Below are 24,955 nucleotides of genomic sequence, written 5' to 3' on the forward strand. Positions count from 1 at the left end.
CAAGGCAGGTTATCAATCAAAAATTCCCCTTTAGTTCTTCTATTATTCAATAGGTTAGAAATAGTTGAAAAACATATTCGTGCGTAAGTGTGTTTGAAGGTCAATCTGTTGTGGGTTAGAAAATTTAGCTACATTGTTGGAACTCTAAGTATGAGGAAAAGTAAGGCAAGTTGCAGGGTTTGAAACTGAGTTCAATCCCTCTCTGTCTCACCTTGGGGCAAATCCGTGTTAGCTCATAACTAAATCCCCTCCTAACCTCCCCTTAATCAGCATCTTCGATTCATTGTGGTTTTTGAAAAGGGGAGGAACGGAATGCTGGTCGTTACATGCTCATTTACACTTTCAGCGCTAAAGAAGGTTCTCCCCCTCGGTCGCAGATCTAAAGGGGTTGATGAACTTAACATGAGGGGGAGTTAGAGGGGGAGGGGGGTTGAAATCAGCCCGAACGCACGGGATATCAACGCTCTCAATTCAGAAAAGCATTTCGCTTCATCCAAACAAAAATGGAATGCCTGAGCGTTCCATTTTTCGTATCCGATTTACCTTAAACTTGCTCGCTTGGGTGTCCCCACATTAGCTCGCTTGCGTAAGGGCCAGTGACGCTTGAGGTAGATTCGCCCACGCCGTCTAGTGCGCTTAAAGGTAGTGATCAATTTGCTTGTTCTGCTCTCAACCAAAACTCAGAAAGATCTTCAAACAGGTCGTCGTTATCTAAAATGCTTAAATGGTTTTCGTCGTAACCAAGAATTTGTTCGGCATTCAATTGAGCTGGGCGTGACAACTGGCTTGATAGGCTAATGACGCCGTCATTACTTTTGGTGTTAAACAGCTCGCCCGAGTTGTAACCAAACGCCAAGAAGTGTGGGGTGTGGGTTGGCTTGTTATCCGCAAATAAATCGGCGATGAATTTGCCGTCTGGATTTAAATCGACCCAAGCTGGCATTACGACGGGGGAATATTCTATTCCTTGTTTGGCTGATGCTACGCCACCAAATGGGGAAGAGATGGTAGTGATGCTGCTAACAAAATCACATAGCTGGCCAATGCGACACTGACGAATACTGTTTGTGACGATCAAGCCACCCATACTATGGGCTACCACGTGCATTTTTTGAATCTTGTATTCAGTCACTATAGTATGCAAAAGGTTATTCAAGCCTTTTGAATTCAAAGAGAGTGATAAGCCCGAAGGGTAGTTAAATACCCAGATTTGATATTTGGACTGATCGATCTTTTCAATGAGAGGAGCGAAATCTAAAGCGGTCGCATTGATGCCATGCACAAATAGGATAGGGGTTTTGTTTGGGTCGTATTCAGAAAGAAAATAGAGTCCGGCATTATTTTCGAGCAAAAATGTCAGCGGCTGCCACATGCCGAGATTCGCGTTCTCTTTTTCAAAAGGTTGGTCCGTCAAACTCACAACGGTGCCTATTTCAACGAGGTCTAATTCTATTTTTAAGAGGGAAGACAACGAGCGATCAACAAAGGCGCTTGGCAGTGTATTTTCATTAACGGTTAGCGAAACGTCGATTGTCGATTTGTCTTGGTGGTCGTGAAGGTTGATCACACTGAATGGTTCGTCAGCTTGTAGGGTTAAGTCTTGGTTTCTATCTTCAAAGATAAGTAGGTAGTGGATATCGTTTGATAGCTGTAGCTGAATACTGTCGCTGTCTATTATGCCGTCGTAGCCATCAACTTCGCTTTTGTTGATGTCTTTAATTTGTTCAATAACCACGGCAGAGTCTGAGGCTGGTTGACTCAAGGTGATGGTGTATTGGTCGGTAATTGAGTCGATCGCGTCCATCTCATGAGAGAGATTTCTAAAGTTTCCGCATCCTGACAACACAGAGCTGAGTAACAGCACTGAACTGGCTAACAGCGCAGTAAATAATCGCCTCATTTCAATTTCATCCCCATATCGACAAGCTTCATCCTTGAATTCACATCCTGTGTTTAACATTAGCAATAAAACAAAGAGTTATCTTATCCATTCTGGTTGATCACATTCTGTCTTGAGTATGAGCTTGTTGGGGATGTTGGAAGGGTAATGTTGCGACTATCTTGGTTACTTAGATGACAAACACTGTTGGTTAGGGTTACGCAATTCAATAATGGTGTTGCGGATGTCGATTCGTTTGAACGCTTCGTCATTAACTTGAGCATTGCTGAAGTCAGTGCGAAACAAGTCGGCACGCAGTAAATCGACGTTGTGCATTTGTGTGTTGCTCATGTCGGCGTTACGTAAATCCGCATCTTGGAAAATCGCGTTATTCAGAGTCGCGTGGCTGAAATTGGCGTAGGTGATGTCCGCTTCACTCATGTTACTGCCCGACAAATCCGTACTGCTAAAATTGGTGCGAATTAGGTTGGCACAACGCAGGTCGACATTTTGAAGTGCTAGATTACTTAGGTCGGCATTACGCAATTGTGCTCGTTCGCCACCTTGGTTTTCTAGCCATAACTTGTGTTGTTCAAGAATAGAATCAAGCTCTTGTTGAGTGTATTTGTTCATACTTCACGCCACCCTTTCAGTTGTTCGATATCGCTTATTGATTTGGTATTACTTAATTTTGCTGTGCCACACTTCGCTGTCTGGGCCTACGACACATTCTCCATCTACTCTCATTGATAAACGAATCAGGCAACGTTTCACTACTTCTTTGAAGTCGTCTTCCGGTAAGTGTCTGACTGAATCAACCAAGGCTTTGCAGTGAGGGGCGTTTTGTTCTTTTAATGTGTAGAACACCCATTTACCTTTCTTTTCGTGGTTGAGCAGGCCTGCTTTGTAGAGCATTTTTAGGTTACGTGAGACGTTGTATTGGGTCTCACCAATGATGTCCATGGCTTCAGCCACTGCCATGCATTCATCCACATGCAGAAACAGCCAGAATAATCGTAAGCGATTGGGTTCCGACAGGGCTTTTAATGCATCAATATATTTTTCATCCACGTGGTGGTTACCTTTTCAACGAATAGCGCCACTCAATACGAGCAGCGCGAAGTTTCTATTTTGTCGTTTTTACAAAGTGTAAGTCTCTACACAACGTATTGGAAGATGGCGCCACCAACGACGGCGGTGGTTAGAACGATTCCAACAAACGCGATTACGGCTTTTCTTTTTAGAACTGCTGATACTAGCGCGATTTCAGGCAAACTTGCACCAGTACCACCGATAATTAATGCAAGTGCTGCGCCCAAGCCCATTCCCTTAGCAATTAATACGTTAAGTAGCGGTATTGCCATTTCGATACGTAGGTAAAGTGGAATACCAATTAATGAAGCCACCACTATCGATTGGAAGCTATCGCCACCGACATACTTCTCTACCAGATCCGCAGGCAGGTAAACCGCAGAGAATCCGCTGATCGCCGCACCCAACAATACGTATGGGATGATTCGTTTGAACAGAGACCAAGCGCCGCCCATGGCATTACGCATTCTTAATGCAGAAGAGGGTGCTCCACCACAGGTTGAAGCGTTGCTGCTGCATCCTTTCCCTTTGTTGTCTTCCAGTTCGTCGGCACGTTTGATTTCATTTTTCCAAGGCGACTTGGAGATCAAGTAGCCACCCAGTACCGCTGCGGTAAAGGTTACCAAGAAGTACACCACGGTGATCTTCAATCCGAACGCGGCATACACCATCGCCAACACAATGAAGTTACACAGTGGCGCTGAGATGATGAAGCTCATCACCGTACCTAATGATGCACCCATCGACGCCATTGCCATGGTGACAGGTACAACCGCCGCACTACAAAATGGCGTCAACATGCCAAACAGCGCGCCCAACAGGGTTCCCCATTTGTCGTGTTTAGTTAGCGTTGCTTGGAGTTTTTCTTGAGGGATGTATTCACGCATGATGCCAGTTAGCAGTGACACGATGGCGATGATAAGGACTAAGCCTTTCGCTACATAAAAGAACTCGTTAAACGCAATTAATAATTTAGTATCCAAAATTGGAATCTCTAGCAAGTGAAAGAAGCTGGATAATATGATCACATGCATATTTGTGCAAGTATGCATTTGTTGATTGGGGAGGAATTAGGTATTAAAATCGCGGTTCTGTCGTAGGTTCGTCTCTCGAATAGATAGGGCTCACAGATAGATAATTTATATAAATCATATAATTAGATTTTATGTGCAACGGAAGAAGCTACTGGTTCAGGCGTTGGTGTGTGGGCGTGATTTTTTCGCTGAAGCGGAGATCTTATGGGAAAGTTTTGCTTTTTGGGTGTGTTGGGTAATGGCCGAACTGTGGATTAGGTTAGTTTCGGGCGGACTAGATTGGGACTTAGTTCGGGTATTAGGCTCCAAAAAAAGGGTATCGGAGACATTCTATTCTGTGAATGCAGGTGTAAATAGAGAACAGACATGAATTTGTGAAAGGAGAGTGCAGTAAAAAAGGTGCCATGATGAATTCATCACAGCACCAGCCACATTAATTAAAGGTTATTCTTATACACCTTGCCGTCTTTCATGATCAGCTTTTGAGTCTCGGTGTTGGCTACACACGCCACACCTTCCAGTGGGTTACCATCGATGATTAATAGGTCGGCATACGCGCCTTCAACAATCTGACCTAATTTGCCTTCTTGGTAAGGGTGTTGGTAAGTCGACATCTCGAACAGGCGTCCACAGTTTGAGGTCGCCATACGCAGCGCGGTGATGGTATCGAACACTTGTTCAATCGCTCCGAATTCGTTCAACTGAGTGGCATGCACGTTGGTTTCACCGACACAGTCGGTACCAAAGGCAATGTTTTGGATATCGTGTTTTTTGATAAGCTCTGCCGATTTAAACATGGCTTTGCCTACGCGTTCTGTCTTGCGATACGTCTCTTCATTCGGCAATGGAATTTTACGCTCGGCAATCAATGAAGCGGTAAAGTAAGAAGGAATCACCCAAATACCTTTCTCTTTGATTATCTCTGCAATGTCGTCATCCATAATCGTCGCGTGCTCAAATGACATCACGCCCGCTTCAGCTGCTCGACGCATTGCATCAGAAGTATGGATGTGCGCAGCCACATAGGTTCCGTAATCTGAAGCGGCTTGAACAGCAGCTTCCATTTCATCGGAAGTAAATTGTAATGTGTCTAATGGGTCGAAGGTGGATGATGCACCGCCACCGGCCATGATCTTGATTTGTGACGCGCCCATAAACAGTTGTTCACGCACCGCTTTCAATACTTCTGAGCGGCCATCGGCGACTCTCATCGCACCTAGCTTCATCATTGGTGAATCTTCGTGGCCATTGGCCAAACGTTCTTGTGCTTGGTTTTGGCGGTAATCTGAATGTCCACTGGTTTGCGAAATTGCGGCCATTGAAGGCAGGATTCTTGGGCCCGTTGCGTAGCCATTATCGATGCTTTTTTTAAGACCAAGCGTGTTACCCGCCACATCACGAATGGTAGTAAAGCCGCGCATTAACATCTCTTCTGAAATTTTCGCAGAGCGAATCGCCACTTCTTCACGAGTCATGGTATCAATCACATTGAATGATGCCGAGAGGGTAATATGAACGTGCGCATCAATCAGGCCGGGCATTACCGTGCCGCCTTTCGCATCAATGATTTCATCAGCGACCGCTGGATCTATCTGACCAATCTTAGTCACCAAGTTATCTTCAATAAGGATGGAGACGTTCTCGATAAGTTTGTCATCGACACCGTTAAACACGTTGGCATTAATAATTAGCTTGTTCATATTCGACACCTCTTTGGTATGAGTCATTTTGTTGATGAGGTAATCATAGGGTTTGCGAGAGGCGAAAAATGGCCATTTGATGACACGTAATGACGAGGCTTATTTTTTGTGTCTTTTTCTGTTTTAAGTGCTGCTTTGTTTTGAACGCTAAGGGGGATTCTAATCGTCGCTGCCTTAAATCGTCGTTACCGTGCGTTGAGAGCCAATTTACCGAACCGCAATCGGCCCTGAAACAGCACGGCATAAGCCAAAATATTGAATTAGTTCATTGATTAATAAGACATACTTCGCGTTGACAATACCTCGAAAATTGTCAACTCGATGTCAGTATTTAGGGGCTCTGACATTGGCCTGAAATTTAAATTCGTTCAATGAGGCAACATCCTGATACCAAGAAAAGCATATGGTTAAGGATTCAATCATGAAAAAACAAAATATCTCGGCAGTGGCGCTTCTCGCATTGATTATTGCTGGTTGTGGCGGAGAAAGTTCATCAGGAGGTGACAGCACAACGTCAAACAACATTAATGCTCCAAGTAATCTAAGTAATCTAAGTAATCCAAGTAATCCAAGTAATTCAGGTAACCCCGACTCTCCGTCAACAGTCGTGTCTCAGCAGCCAGATATTAAGGCGCTCAGTAACACTATGATTTTTGCTATCGAAGGCTTTGTTGAAAAAACGGATCCAATCAGGAATTTCTCATCTATTGCCGTTCAAAATGAGCTGCCTGCATTTAAGGGGGGAGATACTCAGAAAGTCGATGTGACTATCGCTGTACCAACAATCATTATCGATAATGGCAGTAACTTCGTTAACGATTGGCATTGTTACGAAACGACAGGGTTAAGCGCGCAAAGGAAGAATCATCAACTGCTCGTAGACGGTACAATTTCTGAATATCGATACGATATGCAAAGCAACTCTTGTTCTAGTGAGCACTTGGGATCGTATGTGTTTAACAATGCGGTGTTGGACAGTTCTTTGGAGTTTAAAACCGTTGGCAGTGTCGTTTTCAAAGATGGGAGCGGAGCAGAGTCTAATTTACCCACTTATGATTTTATCGCTCAGGCTTATGGGCAGCAGTCAAAAGAGCGGTTTGGTGACTCTTGGGAGTTGTTACAGCGCGACAAGATTAACGCAGCAGCAAAAGAAGTTGGGGCTTCGATCTTTGAGTTGAACGCTTCATCAGGAAAGATCGATTTGGATCTCGACCAGCTTAATAGCGACACTCTTATCGATTTCTCATCACTAGATTCAAATCAATTGTTGAATGGTGCGATTTGGGGAATGCCTGGCCAAGGCGTTGCCGATGAAAGATGGTGTCGAATTGTGAATATTCCAGACGATCTAAGCCAGAACAGTATTAAGTACCAATCTGTTATCTCGACAAATTGTGCGAGGTCGACACAGCGTTATTGTGATGCCTTTGGTTCATCGTTTTCGAGTGGTAATTACCCACCGGTAGCGCCTATCGCTTGGGACAGTAACACAGCGAGTAATGCTCAATTGAACTCAGATGAGCAACACCTAAGAGATGCTCAAGGTCACTTTGTTGTGAACAGTTCTGGCCAGAATGCGTTTGTTCTCTCATCGAACTCGGCTGTGATTCCTATCTTTGGTTACACCAGTCCGCGAAGCGATGGGAAGGTTAACAATGCTGGTCTTAATAGTTGGGCTGGTCACGAAGGTCACTGCCAAAACGTGATGAACAGTCGACACACAAAGATGGGCATTGGATACAAAACCAGTAAGTCAGACTCATCGAAAATGTCTTATTGGACGCAAGATTTCAACTAACTCGCTGAGTGTGTGAATAGGGGGAATCCGTTTAGTGCCGCATTTGTCTGTTTGTTCGACAGCGGCATTTAACTCGACCGTGGCACATTATTCAACCGTGGCGCTTTGCTCAACAGTGGCACTTTACTTAATAGAGGCACTTTACTTAATAATGATAGGTGGCCGAGCAGGATTATTGAGGGTGAAAGTAGCGATGACACTATGACGATTTATTTATGTTGTGACTGATTTTGAGTGGTGTCATCAAATGGTAAGTTTTGCTCTGATTCGAACGGTAAGATGTATTTCAAATCAAGGCGACTTATCAAATTAGAGAGAGACAGAATGACTAAATCAGACAAAGTTTACGGTTTCAACACTCCACAACGTCTATTCGTCGGTTACACGTTAGCCGTGTTGGTGGACTTAGTAGTACTTAACTTCTTTGATGAGTACTGGGATTTCGTAAATATTGAGTCTTTTACTATCTCTCTGATTGCCGCGGTTCTACTGCAATTACTGTTGAAGCTGTCTATTGGTTTGGAACATAAAATTGCTGAGCACTTTAAGAGCAAGCCGGGTACAGCACCTAAAGTCTACCGAGCAATCACGACTTACATCATCTTGGTCGGCTCAAAGTTCGTGATGCTAGAAGCGATTAACTTATTGTTCGGTGAGAAGGTGAGCTTTACTGGCCCTTGGAATGGTGTGGTGGCGTTCTTCGCCGTGGTATTTACGATTCTGATTGCTGAAGTGATTGTATCTAAGGTTTACTTTGCGCTTGATGACAAACAAGATTCAAACTTGAACGAAAAGACAGCTTAAACGACAGCTGAATAGAATTCGGGAGTTTGAAACGAACTCTTAACTGAAAAGGGCTAGCAGGTTTGCTAGCCCTTTTTTGTTTTATGTATTAACCGCCAATCAAAGTACAAAGTATCCCGCACAGAGCTCTGCCGAACTTATCTTCAGATTAGCAAAAACCATAACAACGTCATGATTCTTTTTCGTTTTATTTAGGACGCTATGGTGTACAGGTACTATGCCCAAAACAGGCGAAATAGAGCGTTATCTCATTGAAATCCAAAAACTGTCGTTAGTGTCGATATTTCTTTACTCAAAAAGCAATGTGCATTTTGTGTCATATTTGTTTTTTACACATATGTTTGTGAAGGGAACACCACAAACCGATAAAGGAAATCCAATGAAAGTAATCTTATCTAACCTTGGGCTTGCGATAATATGGTTCTTTTCTTCGCTCGTTAACGCACAACTAAACCTTTCCGTTCAACCGTATCCTCCCGTTCAACCATATCTTCCGGTTATTGCCGATGAAGTGAAATATCAGTTGTCGAACCAAGAACTGGCTGAGACATCGAGTGGTATACACACACTGCAACTTGAACACGCTGGTGCGTCATTCATTAAGCTTCACTTCAAGTCTCTTACTGTTCCGAAAGGCAGCGTGTTACGTCTTAAGTCAAGCACCAGTAGTGAGGTTGTGGAGTACCGTGACAGCCAAATAGATTGGTTCGCTCAATCGATTTCCAGTGATTCTGTTGTCATTGAATCAATCGCCAATTCAAACGGTCAGCATGTTCAGTTTGAAATTGATTACTACATGGCAGGTAAAAGTGCAGACGAAGAGGCCTTAGCGACGCTATCGACCTGTGGTGTGAATGAGCGGAAAGATGTTGCTTGCTGGGAAGACTCTCATGCAGATAAAGTGGCTTGGACAACACCTGTTGCAAGGCTGCTCATTAATGGTCGCAGCTTGTGTACCGCGTGGCGTGTGGGGCCAGACAACCATATGTTCACTAATAACCATTGTGTCGCATCAGAGTCTGAGCTGAGAAATACCGAGGTATGGTTTAACTATCAGCGTCGCACGTGTGATGGTTCTATGGCGACAACGGTCAAAGTGATGGGGAATAAAATACTCAGCACCGATTATGATCTGGATTACACACTGTTTACCGTCGATGATTTTTCAAAGATAGCGTCGTTTGGTTATCTAGGGTTAGACGCTGAAGAGCCGATGTTTGGTGACGGGATTTATATTCCTCAACACGGGGCGGGTAAGCCGAAAGAGCTCGCTATTGAGAGTGATCAAAATGGTTCAGGATTGTGTCAGATCGATGTGGCTTCAGCGAATGGGCGAGGATCAAAGACGGATACTGGCTATTTCTGTGACACGATTGGAGGTTCGTCTGGGTCACCTGTTCTGCGAACCGATAACAACAAAGCCATTGCTTTACATCATTTCGGAGGCTGCGAAAACCAAGGCGTAAAAATCAGTAAAATTTGGCCATTAGTGGCTTCGTATTTCAATGACGAGCTACCTAACGGCTCAGTTGGTGAGCCTAAGAATGAGATCCCAGAAGTAACTTTAGATAGCTTAGTCTCCGATCTCGCACTGACCTCAGGCGACCAAAAACTGTTTGTACTTAAGGCGGTGAATCTTACTGCTGGTGCCACCATTACTATTAAGTCTGGTATTGGGGATGCCGACCTATACATTCGTTCAGGACAACAGCCAACGAAAAGTGACTATGACTGTCGTCCGTATCGTTCCGGCAACTTCGAGTCTTGCGATGTACTTAAGGCTGATGAAGACCTTTACATTATGATTAACGCGTTCCGCAGTTTTTCTGGTGTGTCTCTTTCTTTATCGCAATAACCATATTTAACTCGATAACTCTATTTATATAACGGTCATTATCGAGCCAATACGTTAGACTAAATTAATAATAAAAAGACGAGTCATATAGGCTCGTCTTTTTTATTTTGATAATTAAACAGAATGATTAATAATTTTTAAGTTGGTTTAAATATTGATTAGTTAATGCTGGTGAAATGTAGATGTTCTTTAAAATAATCATCTTTCCAATTAACCATTATATTTTTGAGGTGTTGTCTGTTCTAGATATAAAACAGACTCAATTAAGATCTTTAATATTCATTAAACCAATCATTGCTTTAATCTAGATCACAAATATCAATAAGCACTATGTTTCATATTTTGTTTCTGGGTTATTTTCCTGACGCCATCATAAAGGAGAAATAATAATGAAAAAAACAATAGCTCTAGTGTCTGTAACTGCTTGCCTAAGTCCATTTGCTTTTGCTGATAATAGTAACGTTATCACAGGTGAATCACCTAAAGGTGTCTACGTTCAATACCAATCAACTAACCAAGTTAACGAGTCGATGAAGCAAGAGGGTTTTGCACTGCATCGCTGTGGTATCAATACGCTTCGTAATGATATTCAAGTTAATCAAGGTTTAGATGTTCCTCACAGTCAGATCCAATGTGTGTATTCTAAACCGGGTCAATCAACGAGTGATGAATCTGAATTGCTCTATTGGCACTTGAACATTCTTTACAGCGTGGAGAATGAAAACTTCATTGCTGAGAGTGAATTTGCTGAGCATTATACCAGCGAGATCTATACCCATAGCCCTGAATACCTTCTAGACATTGGCCCAAATTATTACCGTCAGCGCTCGGAAGTTGAAGCTTTGGGAATGAAGGTAGGCGAATGTAACTTACAAAAAATCTATTACTTTAGTGCGCCTACGGAAGAGTCATACTTGTCAGATATAGCATCTTGCCCTGTATATAAGGCCGACGGTGAGCTTTCTGGTAATATTACAGTGGAAATTAATCATACCCCGGCTAATTTGGGTTACAGCGAGCGTCTTGTTAGTTTTCATGCAATTTAATAAATGTTCTTATAGTTAATAATTTAAAAGTTAGAATTTCCTTAGAATGTATATTGAAATTAACGTCTATTCGCATACGCTAATTAAGCTAAGTCACACCTAATTGTGAAAAAGGGTTGGTATTAATACCAACCCTTTTAATTATATTTCTGATGAGTACTCGGTTAGAACTTAACTTGGTAGTTTACGTTGTAAGTTCGGCCACGACCTTTGTAGTCATACGCTGCTGAATCGTAATGTGACGAGTAGACGATTTGAGCACGTTGACCCCAAATGGTGGTGTAGTCTTTATTCAGTAGGTTTTGAATACCGAAACCTAAGCTACCGACAGGAAGTTGGTAAGTTCCGACTAAATCAAACACGGTGTAGCCGTTTAGTTCATTTTGATCGTCGTCTTCATAATCAAACATGGTCTGGCTTTGTACTTTTACAGAAAGGTCTGTGTCATACCAACCTGCCCAAGCATTGGCTTTTGAAGTGCTGGCTTCGCCCGCGGTAAAGTCTTTCCAACCGTCATCGCCTTTTACTTCTGAAATCACGTAGTGACCTGATGCGCCTATCTGAATGCTCTCATGCACCCAGTAAGATGCCATCGCTTCTAAACCGTAGACTCGCTTTTTATCGTCGATTTCTTCGATAAGCAGTGTGTTTTTGTCGTATTTCACTGACTTGTCAGACTGCGAATAGTACGCCGCTGTTTGCAGGTTTAGTTCGCCAGTATCAAGGCGGTAACCCAGCTCGAAGCTGTTGGTTTTGATACCAGACATTTTCGAGTCGTTCACGTTAATACTGTCGTTAAGTTGCCAGTGATCGCCAACCAATGTGTAGTCGCCTTGTCCGTAGTATTTCGCCGGATCTGCAAGATCGAAACCTTGAGAGAAGTTAGCCCATACTTGAGATTCGTTGGTCAGATGGTAAATCGTACCTAAGTTGAATAAACCAACGGTGTAATCGGTCTCGCCACCAGGAACGGCATCGGCTGATGTGCCATTGCCCGCTGCAATGCTCTTTTGCTGGCTGTAACCGACGAAGTCGTCAATCTTGTTCGACATGTATTGGTAGCGGAAACCACCTTCTACGGTCCAATCATTGGTTAGCGCATAGTCGGCTTGAATAAAGCTCGCGATTGAGCTGACTTTAACGCCTGCATAGCGACCCACTTGTGCGTAAGTCTTGTTGATCAAGTTACCCGAATTATTAGCAATGGTTGGATCGTAAAGTGCTTGGTTACTATCAAGTTGGTCTTGATATGCATCGATACCGTAAACAATGTTGAATTTATTGAAGCTCTTGGCCAATGCCGCTTTTAAAGAGATAACATCGGTGATCTGTTGACCAGAAGATTGGAAATAAGGTGTATAGGTTTGGTCTTCTTTACGATACGAAGCTTCAGCAATCAGTTGGTGACCTAAGAACTGCTCATCCACATAAGAGGCACTTAGCATAATGCGTTCAGTACCGTGTTCGCGGTCAGAATCAAACCCTTTGCGTACGTCTACGAAGTCACGCCCAACAATGTATAGGCCGTAAGGCGAGTCTTGTTGGCTATCGTAATATTGTGCTAGGAAGTTCAGCTTCTTGGTTTCTGACAGGTTGACGCCAACAGTTGTTAGGAAATCGACTGTCTTGTTGAATTGAAGTGAACCTTGCGAAATATCAGGGGTAACAATATCGCCATCGGCGTCGAAGAAACCTTGTGTCTCGGTGTAAACCACTGAAGAACGAGCTTGAACGGTTTCATTACCACCAGAGATAGATTGACCGATTTTGTAATCGAAATCTTCACCTGAATTGAAGCCCGATGAACCACCCACAAAGGATTCAAACTCCAGTTCTTCACTTTGAGCTTTCTTGGTGATGATATTGATGACACCACCTGAAGCGCCTGCACCGTAGATAGAGGTCGCGCCCGATAACACTTCGATGCGGTCAATGTTAAATGGGTCAATAGAATCTAGATGACGACTGATTTGACGAGAAGACTGCAGCGAAACGCCATCAATCATTACAAGCATCTTACGGCCGCGAAGGTTTTGGCCGTAGTTGGTGCGAGCACCACTGCTTACGTCTAGCGAAGGAATGGTTGCTGACAGGATCTCTCCAAGAGATTTACCACCACGATATTCTTGCTCGATTTGGTCAGAATCGATATACCACACCGTTCCTGGGATATCGCTGATCGCTTTAGGGGTGCGGCTAGAGACGACCACCATTTTTTCTTCACTTGTATATTCTTGCGCTTGGGCTGTAAACACTGTGCTCGCTGCGACAATCGCTAGGGCTACGGTGGAAAGCTTGAAACTTCCTTTTTCGGTTTTCATTTTGTTCTCAATCTTGATCAATAAAAGGCGGCACAAAGACTCATATTTGTGCGATGGCTTTGTTGTTATAAGCAAATAAGTGTTCGTTTTTATCTATCGGCAATAAAAATGAAGTGTCTTAAATTAGAAAGTTGTTCAACCTTGGTGACTTTGCTTATCACCTCAAAGTCATTCATCTCGATATCTTCCGAGATTGCATGTTTTGTCGTTTCAGTGGTCAACTCAACATTAATCAAAGTACGAACTGTAATCGTTATACTTATCAATTCTAAATAAGAATCATTATTATTGTGTTTTTGTTGCGAAAATACAATATTGAAATGCAATTTTATTTTATAGATTTGAAATTTGTGGGTAATGGCTTGGTGTTGCACGGTGAAAAGAAGGCTTATCGAGTGTGGTTTTTGGTCGTCATCTTTCTGGTGGAATGCAATGGTGCATAAGGTATAGGGCTTGATAGATAGGGTAGAGAGATGATGAAGTAGTGAGCGGGGCAGCGGTTGTTGTCTGCCCCAGTGATTAACTGTTTTTTGCCATGATGCTATCAATCAAACTTTTTTGCTGAGCTTGAGATACATTCATGACGTCGTTGTAGGTGCGCTTCATCACGCGAATGTCGTTCTCTAATAGTTCAGCCAATTGAGTGGATGCGGTTTGATTATCACCTTTTAGTACTAACTCAATGATCGCAAGACGACGCTGACACGACTTAGTCACCGAGGATTGAATGTGCATTGAGACTAGATCGGTCGCCTTACGGAGGCGATTGTGTTGCTGCATGGTAGCCAGCAAAAAGCGATTTCCCGAACACGCCGCAAGTTGCTCGTGAAACTCGGCACTGAGTGCAAAGAGTTGACTCGCAGTGACTGATTCTGGCGTAGCAATGGCTTGTACATGGTTATCGCGGCAGCTTTCCATCACAGTGTTATCCAATGCCCATGTGGGTTCAAGTAAACCTGCGGGTTCAAAAATTAGTCGACATCGATAACTTTCAGTGTGCCTTTCTAGGGTGTTCAACACGCCATCAAGTTGCCATTTGTAGCCCGGACTGCGGCGAAAAATACCGTCATTTTCTAATAAGCGAAGGACTGCTTGCATCTCACCACGATTCACATCGTAACGTTCTTGCAGTTCCTTCTCGGAAAAGGAACTGCCGAGCTCGCTAAAAAACAGATCCATCAAAACACGGAGATATAATTGATCTTGTCGAGACTGTTTATCGCTGTCTTGGCCTGCAATTTCGATATCTGCGGCGTCGGTTTGCAACACCGAACCCTTGTAAGGAACAACTTTAGTTATACCTTGAGTCGATAGGTGCTTTAACACCGCGCGAATGGGTGTTCTGGATACTTCGAATTGTTGAGCTAGCGACGATTCGTTCAGGCTGCTGCCCGCTTTAGCATCCTCAGCTTTTAGGCGAGTGATCACTTTAAACAGTAAATCTTGTTGGAGTTTTGTAATTGTAGTTATGTCCATAAGGCTCAAAAAGTGTGTTTATGCTTGATCCTATGGTAAACAGAAAAGCAGGTGAATACCATGTATTGTGTTTTTGTGGCCAAAAGACAATGCTGATAAGTTTGTTGGCAAGCGTGTTAATGGGTGAGCGAAAAGCGAGCCCCGCTTAAAGCACTGGCTTCAAACGGGGATTTCAAACGGAGAAAGTGACTTCTCCGTATATGCCTATTTTCTCATTAGATAGAGGAAGTAACCGCCACCGAGCAGAGACGCCAATAACCCTGCTGGGAATTGCCATGGGAACCACAAAGTACGACCAATCCAATCGGCAGCCACTATAATAATCGCGCCCAACAATGCTGCTGTGAGCATCTGAGGGATAACGCGATACTGGTGAAGCGAGCGAGCCATGTGCGGTGCTAATAATCCGATAAAGCTCAGTGGGCCAATAACAATAGTACAAAGCGTCGTTAGCGCGGCAACCAACAAAAGCAATGCCAAGCGAACCAAGGTTGTGTTCATACCGAGGCTACTTGTGGTGACGTCACCCAAGTTAATGAGCTCTATCCAACGATTCAGTGACAGTGCCACAGCGCCAACGATAGCAACACCAATCGCGAGTAACATCACGTCTTGATTGGCGACTAAGTAGGTAGAGCCTGAAAGCCAAGTGAGCAGGGACGTCGCATTCTCGTTCCCAGAACTCATCGCAATGCGTAGCAAAGCGTCGAGCCCCGCACTTAGCGCGATACCTGTTAACAAGGTTTGAGTGGGAGCGAAATTGTGTTTTCTACCCATAAACCAAACCAATGCCGTCACCGACGTCGCGCCTAGCGTGCCGAGCAGCATTTGCTCTTCTCGCCCTACTGCCGTGCCAAAGAGCGTGCCGAGAACAAGTGCAAGCGCGGCGCCTGAGCTGATCCCCAAAACTTCAGGGCTCGCCATCGGGTTATTTGAGATTCGCTGAATAATGGTGCCGGCAAACGCGAGCCCAACTCCCGCTAATAATGCAACCAACACACGTGGTAAACGTAATTCGAACAGTGATTGGTGGAATTCGACACTCCAACCGAACTGGTTTTTACCAAACGTAAGAGCAACAGTACAAATGACAACGAGTAGAAGGAACATGGTCACCAGCACTTTACGCGTATCGACTAACTTGTAGCACTCGACGTGTTCACTACGGTTTTTTAAGTCGGATTGCAGTTTGGTACGTTGCAGTAACCACAATAGGAAGGGAGCACCAAGCAGAGCCGTCATCGCTCCGGTTGGCAGTAATTCGCCACCGACTCCTGAGAATGGCTGAATCACTAAATCGACAATCAGCAAGATCAAGCTACCAACCAAACCACTGACCAGAATCTGTTTTGCAAGAGCTCTAACGCCCATCAGTCTAGCGATGGCGGGAGCGACGATTCCAACAAATCCAATCAAGCCAACCTCACTGACTACCGCGGCAGTAATAAAGATCGCCAGTGATAAGCAAAGCAGTTTGATTTGTTTGATGTTTACGCCAAGTGAAGTCGCGACATTGTCGCCAAATTGCAGCGCAGACAACGGTCGCTGAAATACCAGTAGTAATAGCGTAGGGATAGAGACTAAAGGAATGAGAACCTGAACACTTGACCAGTCGTTTTGATTCAGTACACCTGCACCCCACACAAAAATACTGGTGAGTTGTTGTTCATGCAACATGAGCAACATGGTATTGAGTGAGCCCAAAAATAGGCTAACAACCATACCTGCGAGTACCATGTGCAGCGGTGAAAATCCTCGTGCAGAACTTAAGGCAAAGACCAAGCCTGTAGCAAGGCAACCTCCGATGAAAGCTGGGATGAAACCGGGAATGGCAAGGTTGGCAGGAATTAACAAGATCCCCAAAACCATACCCAGTTCAGCACCCGCAGCAACACCAAGCGTGGTGGGTGAGGCTATCGGGTTACGTAACACAAACTGCATCACACACCCAGCAACCGCAAGCGCGAATCCACAAATCAGTGCAACGGTGAGCCGAGGTAAATACGTTAGGTGGGTAATTAAGTGTTGATAGTTTGAAGGATCAAAATGGAAAAGCGTATCCCAGATGAGCCCAACCCCTTGTGAATATGGAGCGGTTATTTGCAGAAGTACGCTGATCAGTAAAACAACAGCGATCGATAGCACTGCTGTTTTGATATTGATTCGTTCAGTGACGGTTTTTTCGAGCTTGATGGTAGCCATTATTCTTGGGTTAGTAATTCTGTAATGTGGTCACTAAATCTTTGAGCGGCAATAAGTCCACCAAAGGTCCAAATACTAGGAAATTCGTAAACTGAATCTGTACGTGTAAATTCCATCACTTGCCAAAGAGGAGATAGAGTCAGTTGTTTTCGCTCTTCTTCTTGAAGAGGGCCAAATAGCATGACATTGGTTTTTTGGTGCTCAGCGAGTCTTTCCGTTCCTACCGTGCTGAAACCCCAAAGGTTAGTTTGCTCTTGCCAGTCATTTTTCAGCCCCATCTTATTGATGGTCGCTTGCGCAAGTGAACCTTGGCTGTGGATTCGTAATGTTTTGTCGTTAATGAAGCGAGCGAATATCAGCGGTTTCTCAGAGTTACCCGCCGCACGCACTTTTTCGCCGTTTTCACGGAGTCGCGTGTTTGTTTCTGCAATTACTTGTTGAGCGCGTTGTTCTCGGTCGAACAACTTCCCTAAAGACAGAGTAATTGACGTTGCAGATTCGTATGGCTGCTTCTTTTTACTGTAGATACTGAAAACCAATACCGGAGCGATTTTGTTTAGCTGATGGTAAGCCGCCGACATATGTTCACTGATTAAAATGACATCGGGTTTGAGTTCGGTCAGCAATTCAAGGTTCGGTTCACGTCGAGAACCTACATCGGTCACGTTTGAATTCAGTTCGGGTTTCACTACCCATTGTTGATAGCCTTTGGCGTCTGCAATACCCTCTAGTTCAACACCTAGGCTTAACACGGTTTCTGTAAGAGCCCAGTCTAGTGCCACTACTTTTTTCGGCGTCGTATCGAAAGAGGCGATGCCCATGTCGTGTGTGATTTCTAAAGCAAGGGCACTCTTTATAGCAAGAGCATTAAAAGCGAATAATGTGCACAGTAGTGTTATGAACGTTTTCACAACCGATTCCTTTTGTATTTAAGGGATGTAACTAATAGGTTGCCCTGTATCAGGGTGTTTAAAGAGCGCCAGTTCCATGCCGTAGATCTGCATCAGCGTTTCAGGCGTCATCAATTCTTTCGGAGAGCCTGAAGCGATGACTTTTCCGGAATGAAGCGCAATCAAATGGTCACTGAATTTGGCAGCCATGTTGACATCATGCAGGACCATAATAACGGTTAACCCTAACGTCTGGTTGAGTTCCCTGATCAAGGCAAGCAATTCATGTTGATGTGCGACATCGAGTGCAGAGGTTGGCTCATCAAGCAAAATGCATTGGCTTTGTTGAGCGAGCAGCATTGCGACCCAGGCTCTTTGTCTTTCACCACCCGACAGTGTCGCAACAAATCGATCTGAAAAGGCGTTCAAACCAACTTTCTCAATCGCTTCGTCTACTATGGCGTAGTCGTCACGGCTGTAACGTCCAAATGCGCCTTTCCACGGGTAACGACCAAAGCAAACCAGTTCACGAACTGTCACACCATCGGTAATCGGGGGATGTTGAGGAAGGTAAGCAACTTGGTGTGCAAATTCGAGATTGCTATACGATGAAAGCAACTGCTGGTCGAAGAAAACGTCACCTTCAGAGGGTGTGTTTTGTCTACTCAACAGTTTAATCAGCGTCGATTTTCCACATCCATTATGACCCAACAAAGTGGTGATCTTTTTAGGTTCAAACGTTAAGTTGGTAGGGGAAAGAATCGTCTTACCGTCGATTTCGAACGAGGCATTGGTAAGTTTGTACATAATGCAATATAGAGTTGAGTTATAGGCTACTAGCCGCTAATGTAACATAATGAAACTCAAATGATAATGATTCTCCAAATCAATCAATTTATCATTTTTTATGATATTTCCTATTATTCAGCATTCCAACTTTTTCTAGCGCCTTCGATATTATGTCTGTTATCCAAAATAAAAAATTCCACTTAATGACCATTGGTCTTGCTGCCGCCCTAATGGGAATTGGGCAAAACGGCTTACTCGTTTCTCTACCTTTTCTTGTGGAACAGTCTGCATTCAGCTTGCCTACGTGGTCGATTCTTATCGCAATAGGAAGCATATTATTTCTGCCGTCTGCGCCTTTTTGGGGAAGACAGAGCGATAAACATGGTCCGAAAAAAGTCGTCATTCAGGCATTGGTAGGCATGGCCGTCAGCTTTGCTTTTTTGTGTTTTTTTGCGATGAACAGTGACCAAGAAAAGGCACTAGTGTTTTGTTTGATTGGACTGGTGGTGGCGCGAATAATTTATGGTTGTACGGTGTCTGGAATGGTGCCCGCGAGTCAACATTGGGCGATATTGTTGTGTGGTGAGAGAAACCGTTTACAGGCTATTACTTCGGTGAGTATTGGCTTAAGTGCTGGTCGATTGATTGGCCCGATTATATCCATTCTTGCGTTAAAGTTTTCACCTTATGCGCCTATGATTATCATGGTTTTATTACCATGTTTGGCGTTAATCGCAGCGATGTTATTGCCAGCACCAGAAATGAATATAGAACAAGCGAGTAGCAAGGTTCCATCGCCTTGGCTGCCGAGTAGGGCACTATTGCCTTTTTTATCGAGTGGATTGTTGCTGTGTGCGGCAGTCGCGTTGTTGCAATACAGTTTCTCTCCATTGATTTATTCGATCACCCATTGGGCAACTGATCAATTAAGTGATGCGATTGGCATTCTTTTAACCATCGGTGCCGCGTGTACTTTTACTACTCAACTCTTGGTTATCAAAAAGGATAAACTGACGCCGCTTTTTATGTACCGTTGTGGCGCTTCTGCTTTGGTGGTCGGCTTTGTGATGTTCTTGATTCCTAGTATGTGGGCGCTTGCTGTGGCAATGGTAGTGACGGCGATTGGCGCAGCGCTGCTTGTTCCTGCTTACACGTTGTTTGCCACTGAAAAGCAAAGTGGCACACCGGGTGCTGCCGCAGGGTATATCGCCATGTCTCATACTCTAGGCTATGGCGTTGCTTCATTACTTGCGTTTACTTCAACCTTGAACCCTCAATATCCTATTTACTTATGTGGGCTGTTTTCTGTGCTGATTTTTGCGACGACTTATGTTGTAAAAATAAAGGGAAATACCAAGCTCGCCGAGCAAGCTTAACCTTGTATTTCCCTGATACTTTTTAGCGATCCAATTGGAAGTGAGCTAACGGATAGCAAATTAACGAGTAGCAAACGGCTTTGTGTCGAACATTGGTTTGCTAATCCATATCTTCGAAAACCACATCCCCTCTTAACACTGTCATCAACACCTGAGTCTTGGCTATTTGTCTTGCTGACACTGTCGTGATGTCTCGGTCGAGAATCGCGAAGTCCGCTGATTTCCCAACCTCAATAGAACCCGTGACGTCTTCTATTCCAAGACTTTTGGCTGCATTGAGCGTGTAAGCGTCGATAGCTGTGTAGATATCAGTTAGGCCTGTTTTGCCCATGATTAGGCTATTCGCGATGCCGACCAATGGGTTAATGTCGTGTACGTTCCAGTCACTGCTCAAGGTGATATTGGCATCAGTCTTAAGTATCGCGTCTAGGTTCATCATGGCTTTGGCACGGCGAGCACCAAGGAAAGCTTCGGCCCATTGGTGTTGATGCTTGGCTACGTAATCGGAACCGACTTGGAAGTCCGCCGAGATATTGAGCTGCTTGAAGCGGGGAACGTCTTCATCATTGATTAACTCTACGTGAGTGAGGGTATAAGGCTTTTGCGAACCCTGTTTACGCACGCTTTCAATCGCATCAAGAGATTCACGAACGGCACCATCACCAATCGCATGAATGTGAGCGCTAAAACCAATTTTATCGAGCGCGGTTAGCCACTCTTTCATCTGTGCTGGTGGAATGTAGTTTAGGCCATTGGGAGATTGTGGCAGATAGGTATCTAAATAGGGCGCGAGTGTTTTTGCTGTACCGTTAATGAAGATGCCATCGCTGTACATTTTTACCTGATCGACGAGCAACAGACGGCTTTTATCATCTGAATACATCTTCTCGAAGACTTCTAATTGAGAGGGCATCGCCATTGATGGGTAAACCCAAGGGCGTAATGACACGCGAGCCGTCAAATCTTGGTTTTGCTCCGCTTCTAGCCAAACGTCATACCAGCCTCGTTTCCAATACATCCGGCCGTCACCGATGGTGGTAATGCCGTGCGCAGCGGCTTCTTCAAGACCGAACATTAACCCTTGGTAGCTTTGTTCAAAGAGCTCGCTTTGGCTGTTCCACGCCATCTCCATAATTTGGTCGCCAGCGTTATCTAATAAGATGCCATTGAGCTTGCCGCTGTCTGGGTCTTTTAAATAAGCGCCACCTTGTGGATCCGGAGATTGTTGGCTGATTCTGGCTATTTTTAAGGCTTTCGAGTTGACCCACATCGAGTGAGAGGTTTGCTCCATAAGCACCACGGGGCGATCAGGGAAGATGCTGTCGATAATCTCAAGTGGTGTGTATTCAGAGTCGCTGTCGAGTGTCGATTCCAAAGAAAAGCCATAGCCCATCAGCCAGCCTCGACCATTGGTTTCGGCATTGATTTTACACGCTTCTAAGTAAGGGATTTGCTCTTCTAATGTGGCTTCAGAGTCCAGTTCGCAATTGCCACCCAGCTCTGAGGCGGCTTCAAACACATGGTTATGATTATCAATGAACCCCGGCAAAACAAAGGCATTCTCCAAGTCGATGACATCGGTACTCTGACCTTGAAAAGATTGCGCCTGAGCGTGGTCACCGATGAAGATGATCTTGCCGTTATGGGTAACGATCGAGTCTGACTCGCGATGCCCATATATGTCGGCATTGGTAAAAATCTGGTCTGCGGTTAGGCTTTGAGAAAAAGCCGATGGCACAGTGACTAGGCTAGCGAATAATGCAATCCATGCAGTGCGTGGCAAAGTGAGCTTATTGTTCATTGTTATTTATTCCATGTTCCACTGTTTAGTAAGTATAGAAAGCGAGTGGCCAGTGTGAAACTCTACATGAATGACAAATAAAATCCGCGACTAATCAATAAATTGTGGCTTGAACAAATCTTCAATCACGACTCTTTTTTTAGGCTTTCACGCAGATCTTTTTTGTATTCGTCATAAGAGTTATAGCCATAGAGTTTCCAAGTGTGCTCACCCTTAATGTTGTGGTTGTAGGTGATCTCACCTATCCACTGCTGACGTGTGGCAAGAATCATATCGCGGATTTTTAATAATAAAGTGTCCATAGTTGCTCTCCTGATTAAGTTCACCTGAAGTATATTTAGCGGTGACAACCGGATGAGTATCGTTAGCGCAATGTTCAATACTTTTCAGTCAATGTGCTCATCTGAATGGTTTGGTGCGTATACTTTCAATATTAAAACGTCACTGAGCATCGCAATGAAAGGTTACTTGGAAAAAGTGCCACAACGAATTGGCACATAATGGCGCTATAAAAAAATCGTCGAGAACGGTAAAAGCTATGGTTGGCACCGACATGAAGAGTACGAAATAGCGATTCATCGTCACTTTACTGGCCATAGCTTTATTGGGCATCACCAAAGCGATGTGTTTCATAACCACATGATCTTGGTTGGACCAGATTTACCTCATGCCATCTATTCGGACGAGAGCACTGATGATTCGAGAATATGTGAAACGCACGTAGTTTGGTTTCGCAAAGATTGGATAGAACAATTGATAGCGTGCTGTCGAGAGCTCGAACCGCTGCGTGCTTTGCTCGAAGAATCAAAGAAAGGGCTTCAGTTTTCGCCCGCGACTGCAGAGAAAGCGACGGAATTGTTGAATAAGGTGATGAACCAGTCGCCACATCAACAACTGCTTACCTTGTTCTCTTTGTTTGCACTTTTGCTTGAGGATCAAGAGGTAGTGCAGTTGATTAACCCTGTCTTCAACTCGGATGATGAAGATGAAGTCAGCGATAAGTTGGACAAGGTTGAAGCTTTCTTGGTGAACAATTTTAATCACGACATCTCGGTTAATGACTTAGCCAAGCATCTCTACATTAGTGAGAGTAGCGTTAGGCGCCTATTTCAAAAACATTACAATGAGAGCTTTAGTCAAAGGCTAAAGAAAATTAGGCTCAATGTGGCGTGTGATTTATTGATTAATACTTCGTTGCCAGTGAATCTGATTTTGGAGAAAGTGGGATACGACAACCAAGCCAACTTTAATCGTCAGTTTAAATCGTATAAGCAGGTGACTCCGACTCAATATCGAATAGCAATGAAACACCATTGATTCATTCGCAGACTAAACAATTCACATAAGATTCTGAATAAATTACAGTTAGGTGAACTTTAAAAATGGATTTAACGTATTGCCAAGGATGTAAGTTTATGTTTTCACAAGGCTTACTCGCATTACTAATAAAAACAAGCCGAGGTTAGGATGAAAAAAATATTATTGCTGCTTAGTGTGATTCTATTGGGTGGTTGCGTGGGCATGCCTGAAACAGTAAAGCCCGTTCAACAGTTCGAGTTGGATAGATACTTAGGAAAATGGTACGAAGTGGCTCGTTTAGACCACTCGTTTGAGCGTGGCTTAGATAACATCAGTGCTGAGTACAGCCTTCGTGATGATGGCGGTGTGAAGGTGATTAACCGCGGCTATTCGGCTGAAGATGGCGAATGGAACGAGGCGGAAGGTAAGGCGTACTTTGTCGAAGGTAGCGATCAGGGTTATCTAAAAGTGTCTTTCTTTGGTCCTTTCTACGGAGCTTATGTGGTGTTCGAGTTGGACAAAGAGAATTACCAATACGCGTTTGTTTCGGGCCCAGATACTGACTACTTGTGGTTACTTTCAAGAACACCAGAGGTTGCGCCAGAAGTGATGGAGAAGTTCAAAGCGATGTCTAAAGAGCGTGGCTTCAATACTGAGGAATTGATTTACGTTGAGCACAGCAAATAAGCTGAGCGCGCTAGGTTAACGACAGTTGATTGAGAAAAAGGAACAGATGATGAATGCATCTGTTCCTTTTTTATTGGTTTGGTTTGGTATTTTGTATGAACTAGCCTTGTCGACGAATCTGCAACACACTGAGCACCGATAGTGATAGGAAGAACGCAGGGTCACTCCAACCAAAACCAACAAAAATGCCTGTAAACGCGGCATATAAGGTGATGATGGCACCCAGCATATTGGTCACAACCAAACCTTGTACGAGCTTTTTAGCACTGATTCCTGGCTCAATATCTCGCAATAACCAGCTTATCGCGGCAATACCACCAAGGAAGATACTGGTGTGCTGAGACAGAAAGTAAGCGTACTTATCATTAATTTCTACGCCGTACATAGGCCACATGACCGTTGGTAGGAAAAACAACGCCAAGGCAAACCCTGCGTAAATGATGCCGTGTAGGCTTAAAAACGTTTTATTGTTCATTTGTTATCTCTCTATCTCGTGCCTTTCGCTAATTCTTTATTCATTCCAATCGCTTTGTTTTCATTCAGCGAATTAACTAGCCGTTGATTGGGCCTTTGTTAATGGTAGTTAAAGGCTGGTTCACGTCGAAAATTACACCACGTACTTCGTCGACGCCCATCTGTTTAAGGCGAGCGCTATGCATCGCTAGGTACGTCTCTGCACTGAGTTGGTCTTCAAAAAGGTAGACACCACCGCCCAGTTTTTCAGCTTCGTTTTCTGTCCAGATTTTCCAGATCATACCCGGTTCGTTGTTAATAGACTTTGCTAGGTCAACGAGCGCGTCCGACATCTCTTCACCAAATGGGCCTGAAAATTCAAAATCGACTTGTAATAATTTCATGGTTATTTCTCCAAACAGTTACTTGGTATTGCGCTGAGACTCATGGTCA

22 protein-coding genes are annotated in these 24,955 nt (G+C 44.1%); 8 read left to right on the forward strand and 14 right to left on the reverse strand.

Features of this window, described 5'->3' with window-relative positions; all coding sequences use genetic code 11:
• Positions 1-649 precede the first annotated feature (649 nt).
• From AC3CKG_RS04855 to AC3CKG_RS04875, 5 genes are all read right to left on the reverse strand, one after another.
• The gene (locus tag AC3CKG_RS04855; protein WP_488528897.1) at positions 650-1,900 is read right to left on the reverse strand and encodes a lipase family alpha/beta hydrolase; all 1,251 of its coding nucleotides are present in this window, start codon (positions 1,898-1,900) and stop codon (positions 650-652) included.
• A 165-nt stretch (positions 1,901-2,065) separates the two neighbouring features.
• Complete coding sequence (locus AC3CKG_RS04860) at positions 2,066-2,512, reverse strand: pentapeptide repeat-containing protein (protein WP_102350859.1); 447 nt, start codon at positions 2,510-2,512, stop codon at positions 2,066-2,068.
• A gap of 48 nt (positions 2,513-2,560) precedes the next feature.
• Positions 2,561-2,950, reverse strand: coding sequence for an ArsR/SmtB family transcription factor (locus AC3CKG_RS04865; RefSeq protein ID WP_017109997.1), 390 nt, complete (start codon positions 2,948-2,950; stop codon positions 2,561-2,563).
• An 86-nt stretch (positions 2,951-3,036) separates the two neighbouring features.
• Positions 3,037-3,954, reverse strand: a complete 918-nt coding sequence (locus AC3CKG_RS04870) for a permease (protein WP_372226215.1) — start codon at positions 3,952-3,954, stop codon at positions 3,037-3,039.
• 488 nt (positions 3,955-4,442) lie between these two features.
• Positions 4,443-5,705, reverse strand: coding sequence for a metal-dependent hydrolase family protein (locus AC3CKG_RS04875; protein WP_065103894.1), 1,263 nt, complete (start codon positions 5,703-5,705; stop codon positions 4,443-4,445).
• A gap of 421 nt (positions 5,706-6,126) precedes the next feature.
• Between AC3CKG_RS04875 and AC3CKG_RS04880 the strand changes: the two genes are divergently transcribed.
• The 4 genes from AC3CKG_RS04880 to AC3CKG_RS04895 all read left to right on the forward strand — a co-directional run bounded on the left by AC3CKG_RS04880 (position 6,127) and on the right by AC3CKG_RS04895 (position 11,208).
• Positions 6,127-7,503: a CAP domain-containing protein gene (locus tag AC3CKG_RS04880; RefSeq protein WP_488528898.1), complete on the forward strand. Its 1,377-nt coding sequence runs from the start codon at positions 6,127-6,129 to the stop codon at positions 7,501-7,503.
• 324 nt (positions 7,504-7,827) lie between these two features.
• Positions 7,828-8,307: a hypothetical protein gene (locus AC3CKG_RS04885; RefSeq protein WP_017109992.1), complete on the forward strand. Its 480-nt coding sequence runs from the start codon at positions 7,828-7,830 to the stop codon at positions 8,305-8,307.
• A 379-nt stretch (positions 8,308-8,686) separates the two neighbouring features.
• Positions 8,687-10,162 (forward strand): trypsin-like peptidase domain-containing protein, encoded by a 1,476-nt coding sequence (locus tag AC3CKG_RS04890; RefSeq protein WP_488528899.1) that lies wholly within the window; start codon positions 8,687-8,689, stop codon positions 10,160-10,162.
• A gap of 389 nt (positions 10,163-10,551) precedes the next feature.
• On the forward strand, positions 10,552-11,208 hold the full coding sequence (locus AC3CKG_RS04895) for a hypothetical protein (protein WP_488528900.1): 657 nt from the start codon (positions 10,552-10,554) through the stop codon (positions 11,206-11,208).
• A 164-nt stretch (positions 11,209-11,372) separates the two neighbouring features.
• On the opposite strand, the gene AC3CKG_RS04900 is transcribed toward AC3CKG_RS04895, so the two are convergent.
• The 5 genes from AC3CKG_RS04900 to AC3CKG_RS04920 form a co-directional block, all read right to left on the reverse strand.
• Positions 11,373-13,529 (reverse strand): TonB-dependent receptor, encoded by a 2,157-nt coding sequence (locus AC3CKG_RS04900; RefSeq protein ID WP_488528901.1) that lies wholly within the window; start codon positions 13,527-13,529, stop codon positions 11,373-11,375.
• Between the two features lie 519 nt (positions 13,530-14,048).
• Positions 14,049-15,005, reverse strand: coding sequence for a GntR family transcriptional regulator (locus AC3CKG_RS04905; protein WP_488528902.1), 957 nt, complete (start codon positions 15,003-15,005; stop codon positions 14,049-14,051).
• A 204-nt stretch (positions 15,006-15,209) separates the two neighbouring features.
• The gene (fhuB, locus tag AC3CKG_RS04910; RefSeq protein WP_488528903.1) at positions 15,210-17,207 is read right to left on the reverse strand and encodes a Fe(3+)-hydroxamate ABC transporter permease FhuB; all 1,998 of its coding nucleotides are present in this window, start codon (positions 17,205-17,207) and stop codon (positions 15,210-15,212) included.
• The gene (locus AC3CKG_RS04915; RefSeq protein WP_488528904.1) at positions 17,207-18,118 is read right to left on the reverse strand and encodes an ABC transporter substrate-binding protein; all 912 of its coding nucleotides are present in this window, start codon (positions 18,116-18,118) and stop codon (positions 17,207-17,209) included. The genes fhuB and AC3CKG_RS04915 overlap by 1 nt, the downstream gene beginning before the upstream one ends.
• Before the next feature lie 18 nt (positions 18,119-18,136).
• Positions 18,137-18,904, reverse strand: a complete 768-nt coding sequence (locus tag AC3CKG_RS04920) for an ABC transporter ATP-binding protein (protein ID WP_488528905.1) — start codon at positions 18,902-18,904, stop codon at positions 18,137-18,139.
• Positions 18,905-19,056: 152 nt separating this feature from the next.
• Here AC3CKG_RS04920 and AC3CKG_RS04925 point away from each other — a divergent pair, with 152 nt between their 5' ends.
• Positions 19,057-20,262 carry an MFS transporter gene (locus AC3CKG_RS04925; RefSeq protein WP_488528906.1) on the forward strand — a complete coding sequence of 402 codons (1,206 nt, stop codon included), beginning with the start codon at positions 19,057-19,059 and terminating at the stop codon, positions 20,260-20,262.
• Positions 20,263-20,362: 100 nt separating this feature from the next.
• Here the strand turns inward: AC3CKG_RS04925 and AC3CKG_RS04930 are convergent, their stop codons facing one another.
• Together AC3CKG_RS04930 and AC3CKG_RS04935 are read right to left on the reverse strand one after the other, a co-directional pair.
• Positions 20,363-22,063, reverse strand: coding sequence for an amidohydrolase (locus AC3CKG_RS04930; RefSeq protein WP_488528907.1), 1,701 nt, complete (start codon positions 22,061-22,063; stop codon positions 20,363-20,365).
• Between the two features lie 125 nt (positions 22,064-22,188).
• Positions 22,189-22,365 carry a hypothetical protein gene (locus AC3CKG_RS04935; RefSeq protein ID WP_017109988.1) on the reverse strand — a complete coding sequence of 59 codons (177 nt, stop codon included), beginning with the start codon at positions 22,363-22,365 and terminating at the stop codon, positions 22,189-22,191.
• Positions 22,366-22,417: 52 nt separating this feature from the next.
• On the opposite strand from AC3CKG_RS04935, the gene AC3CKG_RS04940 reads away from it, so the two are divergent.
• From AC3CKG_RS04940 to AC3CKG_RS04950, 3 genes are all read left to right on the forward strand, one after another.
• On the forward strand, positions 22,418-22,564 hold the full coding sequence (locus AC3CKG_RS04940; protein WP_488528908.1) for a hypothetical protein: 147 nt from the start codon (positions 22,418-22,420) through the stop codon (positions 22,562-22,564).
• Positions 22,565-22,579: 15 nt separating this feature from the next.
• Positions 22,580-23,380, forward strand: coding sequence for a helix-turn-helix transcriptional regulator (locus AC3CKG_RS04945; protein ID WP_488529225.1), 801 nt, complete (start codon positions 22,580-22,582; stop codon positions 23,378-23,380).
• 150 nt (positions 23,381-23,530) lie between these two features.
• A complete protein-coding gene (locus tag AC3CKG_RS04950; protein WP_488528909.1) occupies positions 23,531-24,049 on the forward strand; it encodes a lipocalin family protein in 519 nt (172 codons plus the stop codon).
• Positions 24,050-24,149: 100 nt separating this feature from the next.
• Here the strand turns inward: AC3CKG_RS04950 and AC3CKG_RS04955 are convergent, their stop codons facing one another.
• Together AC3CKG_RS04955 and AC3CKG_RS04960 are read right to left on the reverse strand one after the other, a co-directional pair.
• Positions 24,150-24,524, reverse strand: coding sequence for a hypothetical protein (locus AC3CKG_RS04955; RefSeq protein ID WP_017109985.1), 375 nt, complete (start codon positions 24,522-24,524; stop codon positions 24,150-24,152).
• Positions 24,525-24,600: 76 nt separating this feature from the next.
• On the reverse strand, positions 24,601-24,906 hold the full coding sequence (locus AC3CKG_RS04960) for a monooxygenase (protein ID WP_488528910.1): 306 nt from the start codon (positions 24,904-24,906) through the stop codon (positions 24,601-24,603).
• Positions 24,907-24,955: the final 49 nt, after the last annotated feature.

The organism is Vibrio sp. QJM3NY_15 (assembly GCF_057785995.1).

Bases quoted from the DNA above. Each gene is read 5' to 3' on its own strand.
- AC3CKG_RS04885 (WP_017109992.1), top strand. From the start codon at position 7,828: ATGACTAAATCAGACAAAGTTTACGGTTTCAACACTCCACAACGTCTA.
- AC3CKG_RS04860 (WP_102350859.1), bottom strand. From the start codon at position 2,512: ATGAACAAATACACTCAACAAGAGCTTGATTCTATTCTTGAACAACAC.
- AC3CKG_RS04955 (WP_017109985.1), bottom strand. From the start codon at position 24,524: ATGAACAATAAAACGTTTTTAAGCCTACACGGCATCATTTACGCAGGG.
- AC3CKG_RS04940 (WP_488528908.1), top strand. From the start codon at position 22,418: ATGAGTATCGTTAGCGCAATGTTCAATACTTTTCAGTCAATGTGCTCA.
- AC3CKG_RS04900 (WP_488528901.1), bottom strand. From the start codon at position 13,529: ATGAAAACCGAAAAAGGAAGTTTCAAGCTTTCCACCGTAGCCCTAGCG.
- AC3CKG_RS04935 (WP_017109988.1), bottom strand. From the start codon at position 22,365: ATGGACACTTTATTATTAAAAATCCGCGATATGATTCTTGCCACACGT.
- AC3CKG_RS04925 (WP_488528906.1), top strand. From the start codon at position 19,057: ATGTCTGTTATCCAAAATAAAAAATTCCACTTAATGACCATTGGTCTT.
- AC3CKG_RS04905 (WP_488528902.1), bottom strand. From the start codon at position 15,005: ATGGACATAACTACAATTACAAAACTCCAACAAGATTTACTGTTTAAA.
- AC3CKG_RS04930 (WP_488528907.1), bottom strand. From the start codon at position 22,063: ATGAACAATAAGCTCACTTTGCCACGCACTGCATGGATTGCATTATTC.
- AC3CKG_RS04920 (WP_488528905.1), bottom strand. From the start codon at position 18,904: ATGTACAAACTTACCAATGCCTCGTTCGAAATCGACGGTAAGACGATT.
- fhuB (WP_488528903.1), bottom strand. From the start codon at position 17,207: ATGGCTACCATCAAGCTCGAAAAAACCGTCACTGAACGAATCAATATC.
- AC3CKG_RS04890 (WP_488528899.1), top strand. From the start codon at position 8,687: ATGAAAGTAATCTTATCTAACCTTGGGCTTGCGATAATATGGTTCTTT.
- AC3CKG_RS04895 (WP_488528900.1), top strand. From the start codon at position 10,552: ATGAAAAAAACAATAGCTCTAGTGTCTGTAACTGCTTGCCTAAGTCCA.
- AC3CKG_RS04950 (WP_488528909.1), top strand. From the start codon at position 23,531: ATGAAAAAAATATTATTGCTGCTTAGTGTGATTCTATTGGGTGGTTGC.
- AC3CKG_RS04875 (WP_065103894.1), bottom strand. From the start codon at position 5,705: ATGAACAAGCTAATTATTAATGCCAACGTGTTTAACGGTGTCGATGAC.
- AC3CKG_RS04960 (WP_488528910.1), bottom strand. From the start codon at position 24,906: ATGAAATTATTACAAGTCGATTTTGAATTTTCAGGCCCATTTGGTGAA.
- AC3CKG_RS04855 (WP_488528897.1), bottom strand. From the start codon at position 1,900: ATGAGGCGATTATTTACTGCGCTGTTAGCCAGTTCAGTGCTGTTACTC.
- AC3CKG_RS04880 (WP_488528898.1), top strand. From the start codon at position 6,127: ATGAAAAAACAAAATATCTCGGCAGTGGCGCTTCTCGCATTGATTATT.